The sequence below is a fragment of the Streptomyces sp. NBC_00663 genome, from assembly GCF_036226885.1.
Taxonomy (GTDB): domain Bacteria; phylum Actinomycetota; class Actinomycetes; order Streptomycetales; family Streptomycetaceae; genus Streptomyces.
Genome location: NZ_CP109027.1, coordinates 9423741 through 9439941, shown reverse-complemented (window position 1 = coordinate 9439941; position 16201 = coordinate 9423741). Strand labels below are relative to the sequence as shown.

Annotated in this window: 13 protein-coding genes; 6 read left to right on the top strand and 7 right to left on the bottom strand. The window is 71.6% G+C overall.

What is annotated here, in order from left to right; genetic code table 11:
* Position 1 precedes the first annotated feature (1 nt).
* Complete coding sequence (locus OG866_RS42745) at positions 2-1138, top strand: fatty acid desaturase family protein (protein ID WP_329343264.1); 1137 nt, start codon at positions 2-4, stop codon at positions 1136-1138.
* A gap of 111 nt (positions 1139-1249) precedes the next feature.
* On the opposite strand, the gene OG866_RS42740 is transcribed toward OG866_RS42745, so the two are convergent.
* Positions 1250-1834 (bottom strand): DinB family protein, encoded by a 585-nt coding sequence (locus tag OG866_RS42740; protein ID WP_329343262.1) that lies wholly within the window; start codon positions 1832-1834, stop codon positions 1250-1252.
* A 197-nt stretch (positions 1835-2031) separates the two neighbouring features.
* Here OG866_RS42740 and OG866_RS42735 point away from each other — a divergent pair, with 197 nt between their 5' ends.
* Positions 2032-2691, top strand: a complete 660-nt coding sequence (locus OG866_RS42735) for a glyoxalase (RefSeq protein WP_329343260.1) — start codon at positions 2032-2034, stop codon at positions 2689-2691.
* Positions 2692-2856: 165 nt separating this feature from the next.
* On the opposite strand, the gene OG866_RS42730 is transcribed toward OG866_RS42735, so the two are convergent.
* The 6 genes from OG866_RS42730 to OG866_RS42705 form a co-directional block, all read right to left on the bottom strand.
* Positions 2857-5541: a non-ribosomal peptide synthetase gene (locus OG866_RS42730; RefSeq protein WP_329343258.1), complete on the bottom strand. Its 2685-nt coding sequence runs from the start codon at positions 5539-5541 to the stop codon at positions 2857-2859.
* Between the two features lie 87 nt (positions 5542-5628).
* Positions 5629-6453 carry an SDR family oxidoreductase gene (locus tag OG866_RS42725; RefSeq protein WP_329343256.1) on the bottom strand — a complete coding sequence of 275 codons (825 nt, stop codon included), beginning with the start codon at positions 6451-6453 and terminating at the stop codon, positions 5629-5631.
* Positions 6454-6479: 26 nt separating this feature from the next.
* Entirely contained in the window at positions 6480-7190 is a 711-nt protein-coding gene (locus OG866_RS42720) for a thioesterase II family protein (RefSeq protein WP_329343254.1), read from the bottom strand.
* A complete protein-coding gene (locus OG866_RS42715; protein ID WP_329343253.1) occupies positions 7177-8337 on the bottom strand; it encodes an LLM class F420-dependent oxidoreductase in 1161 nt (386 codons plus the stop codon). The genes OG866_RS42720 and OG866_RS42715 overlap by 14 nt, the downstream gene beginning before the upstream one ends.
* Before the next feature lie 269 nt (positions 8338-8606).
* On the bottom strand, positions 8607-9491 hold the full coding sequence (locus OG866_RS42710; protein ID WP_329343251.1) for an ABC transporter permease: 885 nt from the start codon (positions 9489-9491) through the stop codon (positions 8607-8609).
* Entirely contained in the window at positions 9488-10450 is a 963-nt protein-coding gene (locus tag OG866_RS42705) for an ABC transporter ATP-binding protein (protein WP_329343249.1), read from the bottom strand. The genes OG866_RS42710 and OG866_RS42705 overlap by 4 nt, the downstream gene beginning before the upstream one ends.
* A 139-nt stretch (positions 10451-10589) precedes the next feature.
* Here OG866_RS42705 and OG866_RS42700 point away from each other — a divergent pair, with 139 nt between their 5' ends.
* From OG866_RS42700 to OG866_RS42685, 4 genes are all read left to right on the top strand, one after another.
* Positions 10590-12344: a fatty acyl-AMP ligase gene (locus OG866_RS42700; protein ID WP_329343247.1), complete on the top strand. Its 1755-nt coding sequence runs from the start codon at positions 10590-10592 to the stop codon at positions 12342-12344.
* A complete protein-coding gene (locus OG866_RS42695) occupies positions 12341-14089 on the top strand; it encodes an acyl-CoA dehydrogenase family protein (protein ID WP_329343246.1) in 1749 nt (582 codons plus the stop codon). The genes OG866_RS42700 and OG866_RS42695 overlap by 4 nt, the downstream gene beginning before the upstream one ends.
* Positions 14086-15798, top strand: coding sequence for an acyl-CoA dehydrogenase (locus OG866_RS42690; RefSeq protein ID WP_329343244.1), 1713 nt, complete (start codon positions 14086-14088; stop codon positions 15796-15798). The genes OG866_RS42695 and OG866_RS42690 overlap by 4 nt, the downstream gene beginning before the upstream one ends.
* Before the next feature lie 117 nt (positions 15799-15915).
* Positions 15916-16200, top strand: a complete 285-nt coding sequence (locus OG866_RS42685) for an acyl carrier protein (RefSeq protein ID WP_329343242.1) — start codon at positions 15916-15918, stop codon at positions 16198-16200.
* The last annotated feature ends 1 nt before the right edge of the window (position 16201 follow it).

Below are 16201 nucleotides of genomic sequence, written 5' to 3'. Positions count from 1 at the left end.
CGTGACCGCTATCGACCCCACCGCCCACCTCACCTCGGAGCAGATCGAGGAGCTGGGCCGCGAGCTGGACGCGATCCGCGACGAGGTGATCGCCGGCCGCGGCGAGAAAGACGCCGCCTACATCCGTAAGGTCATCTCGGCGCAGCGCACACTCGAGCTGGTCAGCAGGGGTGTGCTGCTGTTCTCGATCTTCCCGCCCGCGTGGCTGATCGGCACCGCCGGTCTCTCCGTGGCGAAGATCATGGACAACATGGAGATCGGCCACAACATCCTGCACGGCCAGTGGGACTGGATGCGGGACCCGAAGATCCACTCCACCACCTGGGAGTGGGACCACGTCTCGCCGGCCGACCAGTGGAAGCACTCCCACAACGAGCTGCACCACACGTACACCAACGTGATCGGCAAGGACAACGACCTCGGCTACGGCATCATGCGCGTCGACGAGGACCAGAAGTGGCACCCCTTCCACCTCGGCCAGCCGCTGTGGAACTTCCTCAACGCCTGCTTCTTCGAGTACGGCATCGCGGCGTACGACCTGGAACTCGGCAAGAACCTCAACAAGCGCCGCCGCAAGAACCCGGAGTTCCGCGCGCGGGCCAAGGCCGTGGGCCGCAAGATCCGCAAGCAGGTGCTCAAGGACTACGTGATCCACCCGCTGCTGTCGGGTCCGTCGTTCCTCCCCACGCTCGGCGCCACGTTCACCGCGAACCTGGTCCGCAATCTCTGGTCCCACTCGGTGATCATGTGCGGGCACTTCCCCGAGGGCGTACAGGTCTTCGAGCGCCGTTCCATCAAGGGCGAGACGCGCGGCCAGTGGTACCTGCGCCAGATGATGGGCTCGGCCAACATCAGCGGCAGCAAGGCCATGCACTTCATGACCGGCAACCTCTCCCACCAGATCGAGCACCACCTCTTCCCGGACCTGCCGAGCAACCGGTACGCCGAGGTCGCGGTGAAGGTGCGCGCGCTGTTCGAGAAGTACGAGCTGGAGTACGTCAGCGGCCCGCTGCCCCAGCAGGTGTTCTCCGCGTGGCGCAAGGTCTTCCGGCTCTCGCTGCCGAACAAGACGCCCAAGCCGGTCAAGACGCCCAAGGTCGAAACGCCGGAACGCGAGCAGGAACTCGTCGCCGTCTGATTCCCGTATCGGTTCAGATCCCTTGCCCGGACCCGGCGGCACCGCCGGGTCCGGTGAGATCCGTTGCGGGCGGTGGGTGGCCGCGACAGAAGGAGAACTGGCAGGCCGGCGCTAAATCCTGATCGGTGCGGCCGACCCGGCGGCCTGCTCGATTTTCGCGCGGTAGGACGCACGGGCTTCCTCGTCGATCTGCTGCTCGTACTCGGGGCGCACCCCGGTGCGGCCGTCGAGGCTCTCGCGCAGGATGTCGGCGTGCCCGGCATGCCGGTTGGACTCGCCGAGGACATGGACCATGATGGCGAACAGGTTCGTGTTGGGGTAGGGATCCGACCACCACGGCACGTGGCCGGGGGCGTCGAGGGGAAGCTCCTTGATCGTCGCGTCCGAGTGTTCCCAGGTGCGCCGGTAGAACCCGATGATCTGATCGCGCGTCTCATCCTCGGCCGCCCACAGATCGTCCCCGTCGTAGTCCTGCCACCGGGGCAGCGGTTCCGGCGAGGGGCGGTCGAAGACCTCGCCGAAGTACCTGGCCTCGACGGTGGCCACGTGTTTGACCAGGCCGAGGAGGTTGGTCCCGGTCACCGTCAAAGGCCGGCGGGCGTCGTATTCGGACAGACCGTCGAGTTTCCAGAGGAGCGCCTCGCGGTCCCGCCGCAGTCTGTTGTGCAGGTTGTCTTTCGCGAAGTCATCGATCATGCGGCATGAGCCTGCCATGGGCTGCTCGTGGTCTCAAGATCGTAGGCGATCCGCGACGACTGGAGAACCGGCGGACAGGCGACGGGAGTCGGTGAACGAGCGGCCATCGCCGAGATGCCTGGCCACCCGCGTGCACGGCGCCGGTCAGGACCGGTCAGGATCGGAGAAGCCTTGGAGTCCGCGCCTGTCCTAGCGTGATGGTCATGGCAACCAAGACTCCCACCGCAGCCGGTATCTCCCTCACGTCCGTCACCCTGGAGGTGACCGACCTCGCCACCGCCGACACGTTCTACCGCGCGTTCGGCGTGGACGCTTACGTACGCCTCCAGGCGTCCGAGGCGCCTTCCACCGGGTTCCGCGGCTTCACGGTCGCGCTCACGGTCGCCCAACCGGGCACCGTCGACGCGTTCTTCGACGCCGCCGTGGGCGCCGGCGCCACCGTGCTGAAGTCCCCCTCCAAGTCGTTCTGGGGCTATGCCGGCGTCGTCCAGGCGCCGGACGGCACGATCTGGAAGATCGCGACCTCGGCGAAGAAGGACACCGGCCCCGCGACCCGCACGGTCGACGAGGTGGTCCTCCTCCTCGGCGTCGAGGACGTGAAGGCCACCAAGCAGTGCTACGTCGGGCAAGGCCTGACCGTGGCCAAGAGCTTCGGCGGCAAGTACGTCGAGTTCGCCCCCGGTCGGCACGGCCTCGTGAAGCTGGCGCTGTACAAGCGCACAGCTCTGGCCAAGGACCTCGGTGTCGCGGCCGACGGCTCCGGCTCGCATCGCGTCGTCCTCGGCGGCGCCACCGACGGCTTCACCGACTTGGACGGCTTCGTGTGGGAGGCCGCGCCGACTGCCGCCACACCGTGAGCGGAGCCAGAACTCATCCCCACCCGCGCAGTGAACGGCCTCGCAGGGGCAGGTCCCGACCGATGCGGCGCCTCCTCCGTCTCCGAAGTATTTTGACGACTGCCCCGGGGCGCACGCGGAGTCGCGGAGTCTTCACAGATCGACCAGGCGCGTACCTCCCTGGCCTCAGCCGGCCGAGGCGGCGAGGCTCCTGAGCGTGCCGCGGATGGTCGGATGGCGGTACAGATCCCGCAGCCGTAGCGACGGCAGACCCCGTTCGCGCATGACGGCCCCGATGCGGACGGCGAACAGGGAGTTACCGCCCAGTTCGAAGAAGTCGTCGTCCAGGCCGACCGGCGCGCCGAGGACCTCGCTCCAGATCTGCCGCAGGCGCTCGGTGAGTTCGTCCGCTGCCGTGCCGGGTTCGGCGGCCCGGGTCGCTGCGGCGGGTGTCGCGGGTGCGGGGAGCCGGGCGGTGTCGAGTTTGCCGTTGGCGGTCAGCGGCAGCGTGTCCAGGGCGGTCACCGTGGTGGGGAGCATGTAGTCGGGGAGGATGCCCGCGGCCCGCTTGCGAACGGTCGCCGGATCGCCGCCCGAGAGGACCACGTAGGCGTCGATCCTGGCGGTGGCGGCGTCGTCCGGATCGTCGCGCCGCACCGTCACGGCCGCCGTACGGACATCCGGGTCCTCCAGCAGCACCGAGCGGATCTCGTCCAGCTCGATCCGGAAGCCGCGGATCTTGACCTGGCTGTCGATGCGGCCGAGGTGTTCGAGGCGGCCGTCCGGGCGCAGGCGTCCCAGGTCGCCGCTGCGGTACATGGTGCCGCCGGTGTACGGGTCCGGGACGAAGCGCCGGGCGGTCAGCTCCTCCTGACCGAGGTAGCCGAGCGCGACGCCGGCGCCGCCGACGCAGATCTCGCCCGCCACGCCGGGTGGCTGAAGGCGTCCGGCCGGGTCGGTCACGTACAGGTGCCAGCCGGGCAGTGCCCGTCCCACGGAGCGGGTGGCGGCGAGGGACAGTCGCCGGGTGAGGGTCTGCTCGGTGACGTGGACCGTCGTCTCGGTGATGCCGAACATGTTCACCATCCGGCACTCCGACTCGGGGTGCCGGTCGAACCAGGGCAGCAGCATGCGCGCGTCCAGCGGCTCGCCGCCGAAGACGACCATGCGGACCGGGACCTCGGTGTGGTCGACGTCCAGCAACTGGGCGAAGGCCGACGGGGTCTGGCTGAGCACGGTCGCTTTCTCGGTCACGAGCAGATCGCGGAAGCGGTCGGGTTCGCGGGAGACGAAGTACGGCACCACGACCAGCCGCCCGCCGGTCAGCAGACAGCCCCAGATCTCCCACACCGAGAAGTCGAAGGCGCTGGAGTGGAACCAGGTCCACACGTCGTCGGCGCCGAAGCCGTACTCCTCATGGGTCGCGTCGATCAGGGCGATCACGTTGCGGTGCGGCACCTCGACACCCTTGGGGCGGCCGGTGGAGCCGGACGTGTAGATGACGTAGGCGGCGGCGTCGGGGGCGGTGGGTGCCGACGGGAGCGGGGTGTCGGCGAACTGCGGGGCGGCCTCCAGGAGTTCGTCCGGCGTGGCGGGCACGCAGCCCGTCACGTGCGGGAACTGCGGTAGCCGGGTGACCACCACCCGCAGTCCCGCGTCCTGTGCCGTGTGGGCGATGCGGTCGGCCGGGTAGGCCGGGTCGACGGGAACATAGGTCGCGCCGGCCTTCAGTACGGCGAGCAGGGTGACGACGAGTTCGGCGGTGCGTTCCAGGCAGACGCCCACGCGGTCGCCGGCCGTGACTCCGCGCTCGCGCAGGCCGTGGGCCAGCCGGGTCGCTCGCTCGTCCATCTCGCCGTACGTCAGACCGGCCGCGCCTTCGGTCACGGCGATGCGCTCGGGTGTCGCCTCCGCGATCCGCGCGAACGCCGCGGGTAGGGTCACCGGCGCGGTGACCAGGGGGCGGGACGGGCGGCCGAGTGCCGCTACGCGGTCGTGTTCGGCTTCGTCGAGCAGGTCGACGTCGTCGACCGCGGTCCCGGGCTCGGTGAGGATCATCCGGTGCACGCGCACCAGGTACCGGGCGAACTGCGCGGCGATCTCGGTGGATACATGGCCGCTGACGTGGTCGCAGCGCAGCCGCCAGCCGTCAGCGTCCTTGAAGACCGACAGGGTGAGCGGGAACGGCGGTGCGAGGCAGGGCACATACGCGCCGGGGAGTTCGGCCTCGTCGAAGAGGAGGCCGGCGAGGGCGGGGCCGTCCGCGGAGCGGGGTTTGAGCTCACCGAGCGTGGCGGCCTCCGGCACGGTGAAGGTGCCGTGGTCGGTGCCGATGACCGGGGTGGTCTCGGGGTCGTGCCGGCGCAGGGTCACGGCGAGGGCGGCGAGCCAGCTCGCCTCGTCGCCTCCGCCGTCGAGGGCGAAGAGGTGGGGGCGGGCGGGACCTTCGTCGGCCAAGCCCCAGGCGGGTACGGGTGCGGCGGCCGTGGGCGCGAGTGCCGAGGTGGCTCGGCGGCCCTCGATCGGAGAGGCGCACTCAGCGGCTTCCTGAGCGGCGGACTCACCTGCCGCCCGCTCCGCGGGCTCATTGACACTGACCGCCAGCCGTCCGAGCGCCGCGCGGTCCCACCGCTCCCGCGCGGCCACCAGGACCAGATCGCAGGTCCCGTCGGCGTAGCGCAGCAGGACCCGGCGCAACCCCTCGGTCGGGCGGGCGAGTTCATGGGCGCGGCGGCGCTCGGCGAGGCGGTCTGTCGCCGGCACGGGCACGTCCTCGATCCACAGCCCCGCAGGGGGCGTCGGATACGGCGAGCGGTCCAAGCGGATGCGGACCGCGTGGCAGCGGGCCGCGGGGTGGTGGGGGCCTGACACGGTCGTACTCCTTAGTGGGCGCGGGGAGTTGGTCCGGGGTACCGGTACCGGAGGGCCGTACGGGTAGGGCGGGCGCGGGGCGTGGGCTCAGCGGATGCTGAACCCGCCGTCCACGGTCAGGACCGATCCGGTGATCTGCCGGGACTCGTCCGAGGCGAGGAAGACCACCGCGGCGGCGACGTCCTCGGGCTCGATGAGCGCGTTCATCGGCTGCGCCTCGACGAAGGTCTTCTCGTGTTCGTGCACCGGTACGTCGAGCGCCCTGGCGATCTCGGCGAGCATCCGGCCCTCGGCCCGCGCGTCGTCGCGCACCGATCCCGGGCACACCGCGTTCACGCGCACCTTCGTCGGCGCGTAGTCGAGCGCCGCCGCCTTGGTCAGTCCGACGACGGCGTGCTTGGCGGCGACGTACCCGGCGAAGTGCCGATAGCCGACGAGGCCCGCGGTGGAGGCGACGTTGACGATGCTGCCGGCGCGCCGGGCGCTCATCGCCTTGCCGACCTCGCGGATCACCCGCCAGGCGCCGGAGAGGTCCACGTCGATCATCAGGGACCACTCCTCCTCGTCGATCTCGTGCACCGGCCTGCCCGAGGGCGCGGCGATGCCCGCGTTGTTGACGGCGACGTCGATCCGGCCGAACCGGTCCTCGGCCCGGGTCACCGCCTCCCGTACGGCCCTCAGGTCGCGGATGTCGGTCTCGGCGGTGAGGACGGCCGCGCCCGCCTCCCGGCACAGCGCGGCCGTGTGCGCCAACTGGCCCGGGGTGCCCAGCGGGTAGGGCACGCCGGGCAGGTCGGCGCAGATGTCCAGCAGGGTGAGATCGGCGCCTTCGGCGGCACAGGCGAGCGCGGTGGCGCGGCCGAGTCCGCGGGCGGCGCCGGTGATGAGGACCGACTTGCCGTCCAGTCGCATCGGGTACTCCTCCAGGTTCGGGTGGGCTACAGGACTGTCGAGACGATGAGTCGGACCAGCGCGGGCGCGGTGTCGGTGAGGTACATGTGTCCGCCGGGGACCTCGACGTGCTCGAAGTCCCGGCCGGCGACCTTGCTCCAGGACTCGGCGTCGTCGTAGGTGACGAGGTCGTCGTCCTCGCCGCGGACGACCGTGAGCGGGGCGTCCAGCGGGAGGACGGTGGAGGGCGTGTAGTTCTCGTGCATCTCGACGTCCGCGCGCAGGGCGGGCAGGATCATCTCGCGCATCTCCGGGTCGTCCAGCGCGGGATGGTGGTAGCCGGCGAACTCGCCGACCTGGGCGAGGAACTCCTCGTCGGACAGACCGGTGGCGCGCCGCTCGCGCCCCTGGGCCGGCTCCGGTGATCCGCTCACGAACAGGTGGACCAGTTCGAGGCCGGGCTCGGCGGCCAGTCGGTGGGCGAGTTCGTAGGCGAGCACCGCGCCGAGGCTGTGCCCGAACAGGGCCACCCTTCCCCCGTTGTCGGCGAGCTTCTCCCGCAGCTGGGCCAGGAGTCCGTCGACGGCCTGGTGCGCGTCCCGGTGCGGCTCCTGGTCGATCAGCCGTTCGCGGCCCGGCAGTTGCAGGGCGACGATCTCCATCGCGTCCCCGGCAAGGGCCGTCCAGGGCCGGTAGATGGAGGCACCCGCTCCGGCGTAGGGCAGGCAGATCAGTTTGGTCGTGTCATACGCGGTCATGGGCGGGGGTCTCTCCTTGTGAGTGGGGTGCTTGGTGCGGGCGTTGGGGGCGAGGCGTTCCGGGGTGCGGGTCGGATGCGAGGAGACCGGCGAGTTCCGCGGCCTCGACGGCGATGCGCAGTGCCGCGGCGGCACGGTCCGGGCCGGGCAGGCCGGGGCCGACCGGCATGACGTTGAGCGTGGTGGCTCCGGCTTCGGCGAACGCCGTCATCCGCTCGGCGATCCGGTCCCGCGGCCCGAGCAGCGAGGTGGCGTCGAGGAATGCGAGCGGTACGGCGGCCATGGCGCCGGGATAGTCACCGGCCAGGAACCGCTCCTGGACGGCACGGGCCTCGGCGCCGAACCCCATGCGCTCGGCCAGCCGGGTGTAGTGGTTGTCCTCCCGCCCGCCCATGCCGCCCAGGTACAGCGCGGCGTATCCCCGCACCCGGCGTGCGCAGGCCCGCCAGTCGGGGCCGGTGACCAGGGGTACTCCGGGGGCGATGTCGAACCCGTCGAGGGTGCGCCCCGCCTTCGCGAGGCCGGCCCGGAGCGGTGCCAGCTGCCGGTCCGCGTGGGCGGGTGAGAAGAACACCGGAAGCCAGCCGTCGGCGATCTCCCCGGCCAGCTCAAGGTTCTTCGGGCCGAGGGCGGCGAGGTAGACGGGGATCCGCTCGCGCTGCGGCCGGATGGTCAGCGCGAGTGCCTTTCCGGGGCCGTCCGGCAGCGGCAGCGTGAAGTGCCGGCCCGTGTACTCCAGGGGCTCGCGGCGCAGTGCGCGACGCACGAGGTCCACGTACTCCCGGGTACGGCCCAGCGGGGAGCCGAATCTGACGCCGTGCCAGCCCTCGGAGACCTGGGGGCCGGACACGCCGAGGCCGAGCCTGAACCGTCCGCCGGACAGGGTGTCGAGGGTCGCGGCGGTCATCGCCGTCATGGCGGGCGAACGGGCCGGGATCTGGAGGACGGCGCTGCCGACGTCGATACGGGTGGTGCGGGCGGCGATCCAGGACAGCAGGGTGACGGCGTCGGATCCGTAGGCCTCCGAGACCCACACCGCCGAGTAGCCGAGGTCCTCGGCGAGGGAGGCCAGCGGGAGGTTGGAGGCGTCGTTGCCGCCGACCCAGTAGCCGAGGTTGAGGCCGAGGCGCAGGGTGGGGACGGTCATGGGGGCTCCTGTGCGGGGCGGGCGCGGGGGTTTTTCGCGGGGGCTTTTCGCGGGTGCGGGTCGGGTCGGCGACTCGCGGGGTCGTGCGCGTCCTTCGCGGGTGCGGGTAGCGGCTTGTGCGGGTGTCGGCCTGTGCGGTCGGGGGGTGGTCCGGGTCTTCCACGAGCGCGCGGTCTTCCGGGTCGTCCGGGTCTTCCGCAGGCGCGGAGTCGTCCAGGTCTCCGCGGGGGCGGTGGGGACACCCGTCGATCGGGTGCGGTGCGGTGGGGTCAGTGGCTCGTACGGGTGCGGTGGCGCCAGGTCGACAGCGTGACGAAGACCGCGATCAGCAGCGCCGAGCAGGCCGCCGTGTACAGCGCGGGGTGCCGGGCGGGCCAGTCGTGCGGGACCTGGAAGCCCGGTGGGGGCGGGTTGCCGAAGAAGTGGCGCAGGGCGCCCGCGAGCGAGGTGATCGGGTTCCAGGCGGCCAGGGTGGAAAGGGGGCCCGGCAGGGAGGAACCGGAGACGAACGCGGAGGACACGAAGGTCGCCGGGAAGAGCCAGATCAGTCCGAGGCTGCCCGCCACCTGGGTGTTGGGCGCGATGAGGGCGACGAACACGCCGATCCAGGACATCGCGAACGAGAACAGCAGCGCCAGCAGGAACCCGGCGGCCACCTCGAACGGGCCGGTGTGGGCACGCCAGCCCATCAGCAGCCCGCAGGTGGTGGTGACGGCCACGCTCGCCGCACACGTGGCCAGGTCGGACGTGGTGCGGCCGAACAGCAGGGACACGCGGGAGATCGGCAGCGCGCGGAAGCGGTCGACCATGCCCTGTTCCAGGTCCCTGGCGAGCCCGACCGTGGTGTACGTGGTGGTGAAGGCCACCGTCTGGGCGAGCAGCCCGCCCACCAGGTACGAGCGGTAGGCCGGGCCGCCCAGACTGTCGCCGAAGACGTACCCGATGAGCGCGGCGTACACGACCGGCTCCACCAGGGAGGTGATCAGCAGCGCCGGCGTGCGTCGTAGATGCAGCAGATTACGCAGGGCGAGGTCGGCGCTCTCGGCGAACACCCGCAGGACGGGATCGCGCCGGGCGCGGGTGAGGGCGGGGCCGGTCGCCGGTGCCCGCCGACGCGGGCCATGGGCGGCGCGCACCTGGGTGGACGCCGTCATTGCGCCGTCTCCCGCCGGGGGCGGCCGGTCAGGCCGAGGAACACGTCGTCGAGGGTGCAGCGGCTGAGCCCGATCTCCAGCACCTCGGCCCGCTCGCCCTCAAGTGTGGTCAGGGCACGGCTCAGTGCGGCCCGACCGTCGGCGGCGGCCGCCTCCACACGCCGGGCACGACGGTCCACCGTCGGGGTGGCACCGGTGGCCTCCCGTACGGCCCGTGCCGCCGCGTCGAGCTGGTGCTCCTCGGCGACACACACGACGAGCCGGTTGCCCGCGGCCGCCTTCAACTCGTCGCTGGTGCCCTGCGCCACGACCTGCCCCCGGTCGATCACGGTGATCCGGTCGGCGAGGCGGTCCGCCTCCTCCAGGTACTGGGTGGTCAGCAGAATGGTGGTGCCGCCGTCGACCAGTTCCCCGACCGCCTCCCAGGTGTCGAGGCGGCTCTCGGGGTCGAGCCCGGTCGTCGGCTCGTCCAGGACGACCAGTGGCGGAGAACCGACGAGGGCGGCGGCCAGATCCAGCCGCCGACGCATCCCGCCCGAGTAGGTCCCGGCCGTACGCCCCGCCACCTCGTCGAGCCGGAACCGGGACAGCAGGTCAGCCGCCAGGCGGCGGGCCGTACGGCGGCCCACGCCGCGCAGTTTCGCGATGAGATAGAGGTTCTCGAACCCGGTCAGCAGGCCGTCGACCGTCGAATACTGGCCAGCCAGTCCGATAGTGGAGCGTACTTTCTCCGGTTCGGTCGCCACATTCCAGCCATTCACGAAAGCGTGGCCGGAATCCGACTGAAGGAGGGTGGTAAGAATCCTTACCAGCGTGGTCTTTCCCGCTCCGTTCGGCCCCAGCAGCCCGTGCAATTCACCTGGATTCAACTCCAGATCAACGCCACGTAAGGCATGACGCTCCTTGAATTTCTTCTGTAGTCCCTGTACGGCGACGACTGACGCGGTTGGGTTATGCACGAATCCGTTCTACGGCCACTGAAGATCGAAGTCGATCACGGAACGTTCAAGGCTTCTTGCCTGTTCCATGGGGTTTCTTGGCTGTTGCTTGAATGTTTCACGACTGCTTCGAGGATCGAGATTCCGTACGGTTCCTGTCGTGCCAGAATTACTCACGACGCTCCGGGAACGGGCAGCGCGTAATCCGCAGCAGCCGGCCGTGACCTTCGTTTCGGACTTCAGCCACATCAGACAGACAGTGCGCAACCGTGCGGAACTCGATCTGCATTCCCGGCGCATCGCCTCCTGGCTCCAGGAGCGGCTTTCGCCAGGAGACCGGGCACTGCTCCTCTACTCCCCCGGGATCGAGTTCACCACCGCTTTCTCCGCCTGTGTCCACGCCGGCGTCATCGCCGTCCCCGCCCCGCTGCCGGGCCGCTACCGGCACGAGCGCCGCAGGCTCGCCGCCATCGCCCACGACGCCGGTGTGCGCGCCGTCCTGACCCAGCGCGGCGACCTCCAGGACGTCGAGAAGTGGATCGCCGAGGAAGGCGTCGTCGACGCGGTCTGCCACCCGACCGACGACGGGGACGGAGACCCGGCCGCCTGGACCCCGCCCGACGTCTCGCCCGACACCCTGGCCCTGCTCCAGTACACCTCGGGTTCGACCGGCGACCCCAAAGGCGTCATGGTCACCCACGGCAACCTGGTCGCCAACGTCGACCGCATGGTCCGCATGTTCGGCAACGACAGCGGCACGACCTACGGCGGCTGGATACCCCTGTACCACGACATGGGACTGATCGGCCTGATGCTGCCCGGCCTCCTGTGCGGAAACGGGTACGTCCAGATGGACCCCATGTCCTTCCTGCGCCGCCCCTACCACTGGCTGCGCATGCTGGACGCCTGCGACGTCGACTTCACCGCCGCACCCGACTTCGGATACGAGATGTGCGTACGCCGGGTCACCGACGAGCAGCTCGCCACGCTCGACCTGTCCCGGCTCAAGGCGGCCAACGGCTCGGAGCCCGTCCGCGCCGACGTGGTCACCGCCTTCACCGAGCGGTTCGCCCCGGCGGGACTGCGTCCCGAGGCGTTCATCCCGGTGTACGGCCTGGCGGAGGCGACGCTCATGGCCTCCGGCACCTCCGGTCGGCCGCCCCTGCGCACCGCGGTCGACGCCGCCGCGCTGGAGAACCGGCGGCTGAGGCCCGCCACCGGCACGCAGCCGTCCCGCGTCCTCGTCGGATGCGGCACGCCGTGCGGATCCGACGCCCTGATCGTCGACCCCGACACCGGCGACGCCCTCCCCGACGGCCGCATCGGTGAGATCTGGCTCGACGGCCCCTGCGTCACCGCCGGTTACTGGGAGAACGACGCCGCCACCGACGCCACGTTCCACGCCCGCACGAGCGACGGACGCGGCCCGTTCTTGCGCACCGGCGACCTCGGCGCCCTGCTCGACGGCGACCTGTACATCACCGGCCGGTGCAAGGACGTCCTCGTCGTGCACGGACGCAACCTGCACCCCGCGGACATCGAGTACGAACTGCGCTCCCAGCACGAGGAGTTGGAAGGCCTGCACGGGGCCGTCTTCATGGTCGGGCACGACGACGGCGTGGACACCACCCCCGCCATCGTCGCCGTGCACGAGATCCGCGCCCACTGGGGCGCCGAACGGCTCGGCGAGATCGCCGTCGCCATGAAGCAGACCGTCGCCCGCGAGTTCGGCGTACCGGTCGCCGCGGTCGCCCTCGTCAGGCCCGCCGGTGTCCGCCGCACCACCAGCGGCAAGGTGCAGCGCTCCGCGATGCGCGCCCTCTACCTCGACGGTGAACTGGACACCCTGCACCTCGCCGAGGACCCGCTGCTCAGCGCCGCCCTCACCGACGGCCGGCGGAGGAGCGCGCGATGACCACCACGGCGGACCTGGAATCCCTGCTCGCCGGCCACGAGGACGACGTCCTCTCCCCCGACACGCTCGCCGCCCTCGACGAGCGTGAGGAGTTCCCCGACCGCGCCGTCCGCCTCCTCGACGACGCCGGGCTGCCCGCCCACTACGTCCTCACCCCGGACGGCGACTTCAGCCGCACGGTACGGCTGCTGCGCACCGTCGCCCGCCGCGATCTGACCGTGGCCATCGCCCACGGCAAGACGTTCCTCGGGGCCGCCCCGGTGTGGGTGGCCGGCACCCCGGACCAGGCCGCGCGGCTCGCCGAGCGCGTACGCGCCGGTGAGGCGGTCTGCTGGGGGCTGACCGAGCGCGACCACGGGGCCGACCTGCTCGCGAGCGAGTTCACGGCCGTGGCCATGGCCGACACGGGCGCCGACGGCGCCGGCGACACGGACCGTCGTAGCAACGGCAACGGCAACGACACCGGCAACAGCGGCAGCAGCAGCGCCAGCGGTGTCGGTGTCGGCTGGCGGCTCACCGGCGAGAAGTGGCTCATCAACAACGCCACCCGTTCCACGCTCGCCTGTGTCCTCGCCCGCACCGACCCCGCGGGTGGCGGACGCGGCTTCAGCCTCTTCCTCGTGGACAAGAACCAGTTACCGCAGGGCAGTTGGCGCACCCTGCCGAAGGTCCGCACGCACGGCATCCGCGGCGCCGACATCAGTGGGTTCGCCCTCGCCGACGCCCCGGTGCCCGCCGACGCCCTCGTCGGTGAACGGGGCGACGGGATCGCCGTGGTCCTCAAAACGCTCCAGCTCACCCGTATCGCCTGCACCGCGCTCTCCCTCGGCGCCGCCGACCACGCCCTGCGGCTGGCCCGCGACTTCGCGACGGGACGCGAGCTGTACGGCCGCCGCCTCGCCGACGTCCCGCACGTACGGCGCGTCCTCGGCCGGGCGGCCGCCGCCGGGCTGACCGTCGAGGCCGTGAGCCTGCTCTCCGCCCGCTCGGTGCACACCCTGCCCGGTGAACTGAGCGTGCTCTCGGCCCTCACCAAGGCCTACGTCCCGACGCTCACCCAGCAGGCCCTCGCCTCCCTCGGTGAACTCCTCGGCGTACGCGGCTTCCTCACCTCACCGCCCGGCGGCGGCTTCGCCAAGCTGGAGCGCGACCACCGCATCTGCGCGATCTTCGACGGCAGCACGGTCGTCAACCGCACCACCCTCCTGCACCAGATGCCACGCCTGGCACGCCAGTTGAGCCGCCGCCGCACGGACCTCGCCGGCCTGCGAGCAGCCGCCGACGTCACCACCCCGCTGCCGCCCTTCGACCCCAGCCGTCTGACGATGCTGTCGGTCACGGGATGCAGCGCGGTGCAGGCCCTGCCCGAGCTGGCGGCGCGCCTGCGCGACCAAGGGCCACCGCAGGCCGGCCGCCTCATCGACCAAGTACTCACCCAGATCGCCCTTCTGGAAGGGGAGTCGGCCGAATTCGTCCCGGTCGCGGGCGGACTGCCCAGTTCGGCGTTCGGCCTTGCCGAGGCCTATGAGCGCGCCTATGCCGCTGCCGCCTGTCTCCTGCTGTGGCTGGAGAACCCGCCCCTGCGCACAGGCCGGCTCGGCACGGACGGGCTGTGGCTACGGGCCTGTCTGACGGTGCTGCTCGGCGCAGAAGGCGGCAACGCCACCGCTGTCTTCGACGCCCTGGCCGACGTCGTCCTCACCACCCCCGTCACGGAGTTCACCCTCTGGGGAGGCGCCGCATGACCACCGCCACGACCGGCCTCACCCCCAAGCGCGCCGACGAACTCGACCACCTCCTCGGCAGCCTGTCCGACCCGGCCAACCCCACCGGCGCAGCCGCGATCCTCGCCGCCGACGAACGCACGGAGATGCTCGCCGCCGGAGAGGCCCGGCTGCACTCCTACGGACTCAACGCCGAGTTCGTCCCGCCCGAGCTCGGCGGACGTCTCGAACGGGCCGACCACGTCACCGAGGTGATGCGCACCCTCTACCGCCGCGACCCCGCGCTCGGCCTCGGCTACGGCGCCAGCTCGCTCATCGCCGCCGTCACCCTGTGGACCGCGGGCGCCGCACCCCAGAAGGAGCACGCCGCCCGTCTCCTCCTCGACGGCCGCCGTATCGCCATCGCGTTCCACGAGCTCGCGCACGGCAACGACATGGCCGGCACGGAGTTCGAGGCGACCGCCGCACCGAAGGGCCTGCGCCTGAGCGGCCGTAAGGAGGTCGTCACCAACATCGCGCGCGCAGATGCCATGGTCGTCCTCGCCCGCACCGACCCCAGGTCCGGTCCGCGCAGCCACTCCCTGGTCCTCGTCGACCGCGCGGGCGCCGACCCCGCCCGTCTGACCGATCTGCCGCGCTTCTCCACCGTGGGCATGCGCGGGGTCCAACTCGGCGGCCTGCGCTTCGACGACCTGCGGGTGCCCGCCTCCGCCGTCCTCGGGCCGGTCGGCTCCGGTCTGGAGACCGCGCTGAAGGCCCTCCAGATCACCCGCACCGTCCTGCCCGCCATGGCCACCGGCATCCTCGACACCGGACTGCGCCTCACCGTCGACCACCTCTCCCGGCGCCGGCTCTACGGAGCCCCCGCCACCGCCCTCCCCCACGTCCGCTCGGTGCTGGCCGGCGTCTTCGCCGACCTGCTGCGGGCCGAGGCGCACGGCGCGGTCGGTGCCCGCGCGCTGCACCTGGTGCCCGGGGCGGCGAGCGTGTACGCCTCGGCCGTCAAGTTCGAGGTGTCCCGACTGCTGCTGGAGGCCATGGACCGGCTCGCCGAACTCCTCGGCGCCCACTTCTATCTGCGCGAGGGCCCGACCGCGCTGTTCCAGAAGCTGCTGCGCGACCTCGCCCCCGTCGGCTTCGGGCACATCGCGCGGGCCGCCTGCCAGATGAGCCTGCTCCCGCAGCTCCCCTTGCTGGCCCGACGCACCTGGGCGGGGTCCGGCGCGGAGGCCCCCGGCGGCCTGTACGCCCTCGGGCAGCCGCTGCCGCCGCTGCCGTACGACCGGCTGGCCCTGCACGCCGCGGGCCGCGACCCGATCGCCGGTTCCCTGCACGCGCTGGTCGACGCGCCCTGGGCAGCGGACCACGCCGACCTGCGGGACGCCGGCGCCGCCGATCGCACGGAGCTGGCCGAACTGGCAGGTGTGTGCGGCCGGTTGTCACCGGTGGAGCTCGGGGTCGACGCCCGCCCCGAGCACTACGACCTCGTCACCCGCTACGTCCGCCTGCTGTCCCGCACCGCCTGTGTCCAGGTCTGGCGGCACTCCGAGCCGGGGACCTTCCTCGCCGACCCCGCCTGGCTGCGCGCCGCCCTGCACCGCTCGCCCCGAGGGGCACACCGGCCCGGTCCGCTGCCCGCCCAGGCCGAGGACGCGCTCCTCACCGAACTTGTGGACCGACACGACACCGGACGCTCCTTCGGCCTGACGGCAAGACCACTCGCCGTCTGAGCCCCACCGTCACCCCAGGCCCCCGCGGCCCGGCACCCGCTCGTCTCCTGGGCACGCCCTGCCGCCCCGCGCCCCGGCCCACCCCCCATCCTCCGTCCAAGAAAGCGAACCCCCCTCATGACCACTGGCAACAGCGACGTGCACACCTGGCTGACCGAGCGTGTGGCCACGTATCTGCGCCGTGCGCCCAAGGACATCGACACGTCCGTGCCGCTGGCCGACTACGGGCTGGACTCCCTGACGGCGCTGGCCATCACCGCCGACATCGAGGACGAGTTCGAGGTGACCGTCGACGATGCCCTGACCTGGGACCACCCGACGGTCGACGCGCTGAGCGAAGCCCTGTCCGAGCTGCTCGGCGGGCGGTCCGAGACGGCACGCACGAGCGAGAAGCAGGCCTGAC

Excerpts from the sequence above, each read along its gene's own strand:
- OG866_RS42715 (WP_329343253.1), bottom strand. The coding sequence starts at position 8,337 with ATGACCGTCCCCACCCTGCGCCTCGGCCTCAACCTCGGCTACTGGGTC.
- OG866_RS42695 (WP_329343246.1), top strand. The coding sequence starts at position 12,341 with ATGACCACCACGGCGGACCTGGAATCCCTGCTCGCCGGCCACGAGGAC.
- OG866_RS42735 (WP_329343260.1), top strand. The coding sequence starts at position 2,032 with ATGGTCATGGCAACCAAGACTCCCACCGCAGCCGGTATCTCCCTCACG.
- OG866_RS42725 (WP_329343256.1), bottom strand. The coding sequence starts at position 6,453 with ATGCGACTGGACGGCAAGTCGGTCCTCATCACCGGCGCCGCCCGCGGA.
- OG866_RS42685 (WP_329343242.1), top strand. The coding sequence starts at position 15,916 with ATGACCACTGGCAACAGCGACGTGCACACCTGGCTGACCGAGCGTGTG.
- OG866_RS42720 (WP_329343254.1), bottom strand. The coding sequence starts at position 7,190 with ATGACCGCGTATGACACGACCAAACTGATCTGCCTGCCCTACGCCGGA.
- OG866_RS42710 (WP_329343251.1), bottom strand. The coding sequence starts at position 9,491 with ATGACGGCGTCCACCCAGGTGCGCGCCGCCCATGGCCCGCGTCGGCGG.
- OG866_RS42690 (WP_329343244.1), top strand. The coding sequence starts at position 14,086 with ATGACCACCGCCACGACCGGCCTCACCCCCAAGCGCGCCGACGAACTC.
- OG866_RS42740 (WP_329343262.1), bottom strand. The coding sequence starts at position 1,834 with ATGATCGATGACTTCGCGAAAGACAACCTGCACAACAGACTGCGGCGG.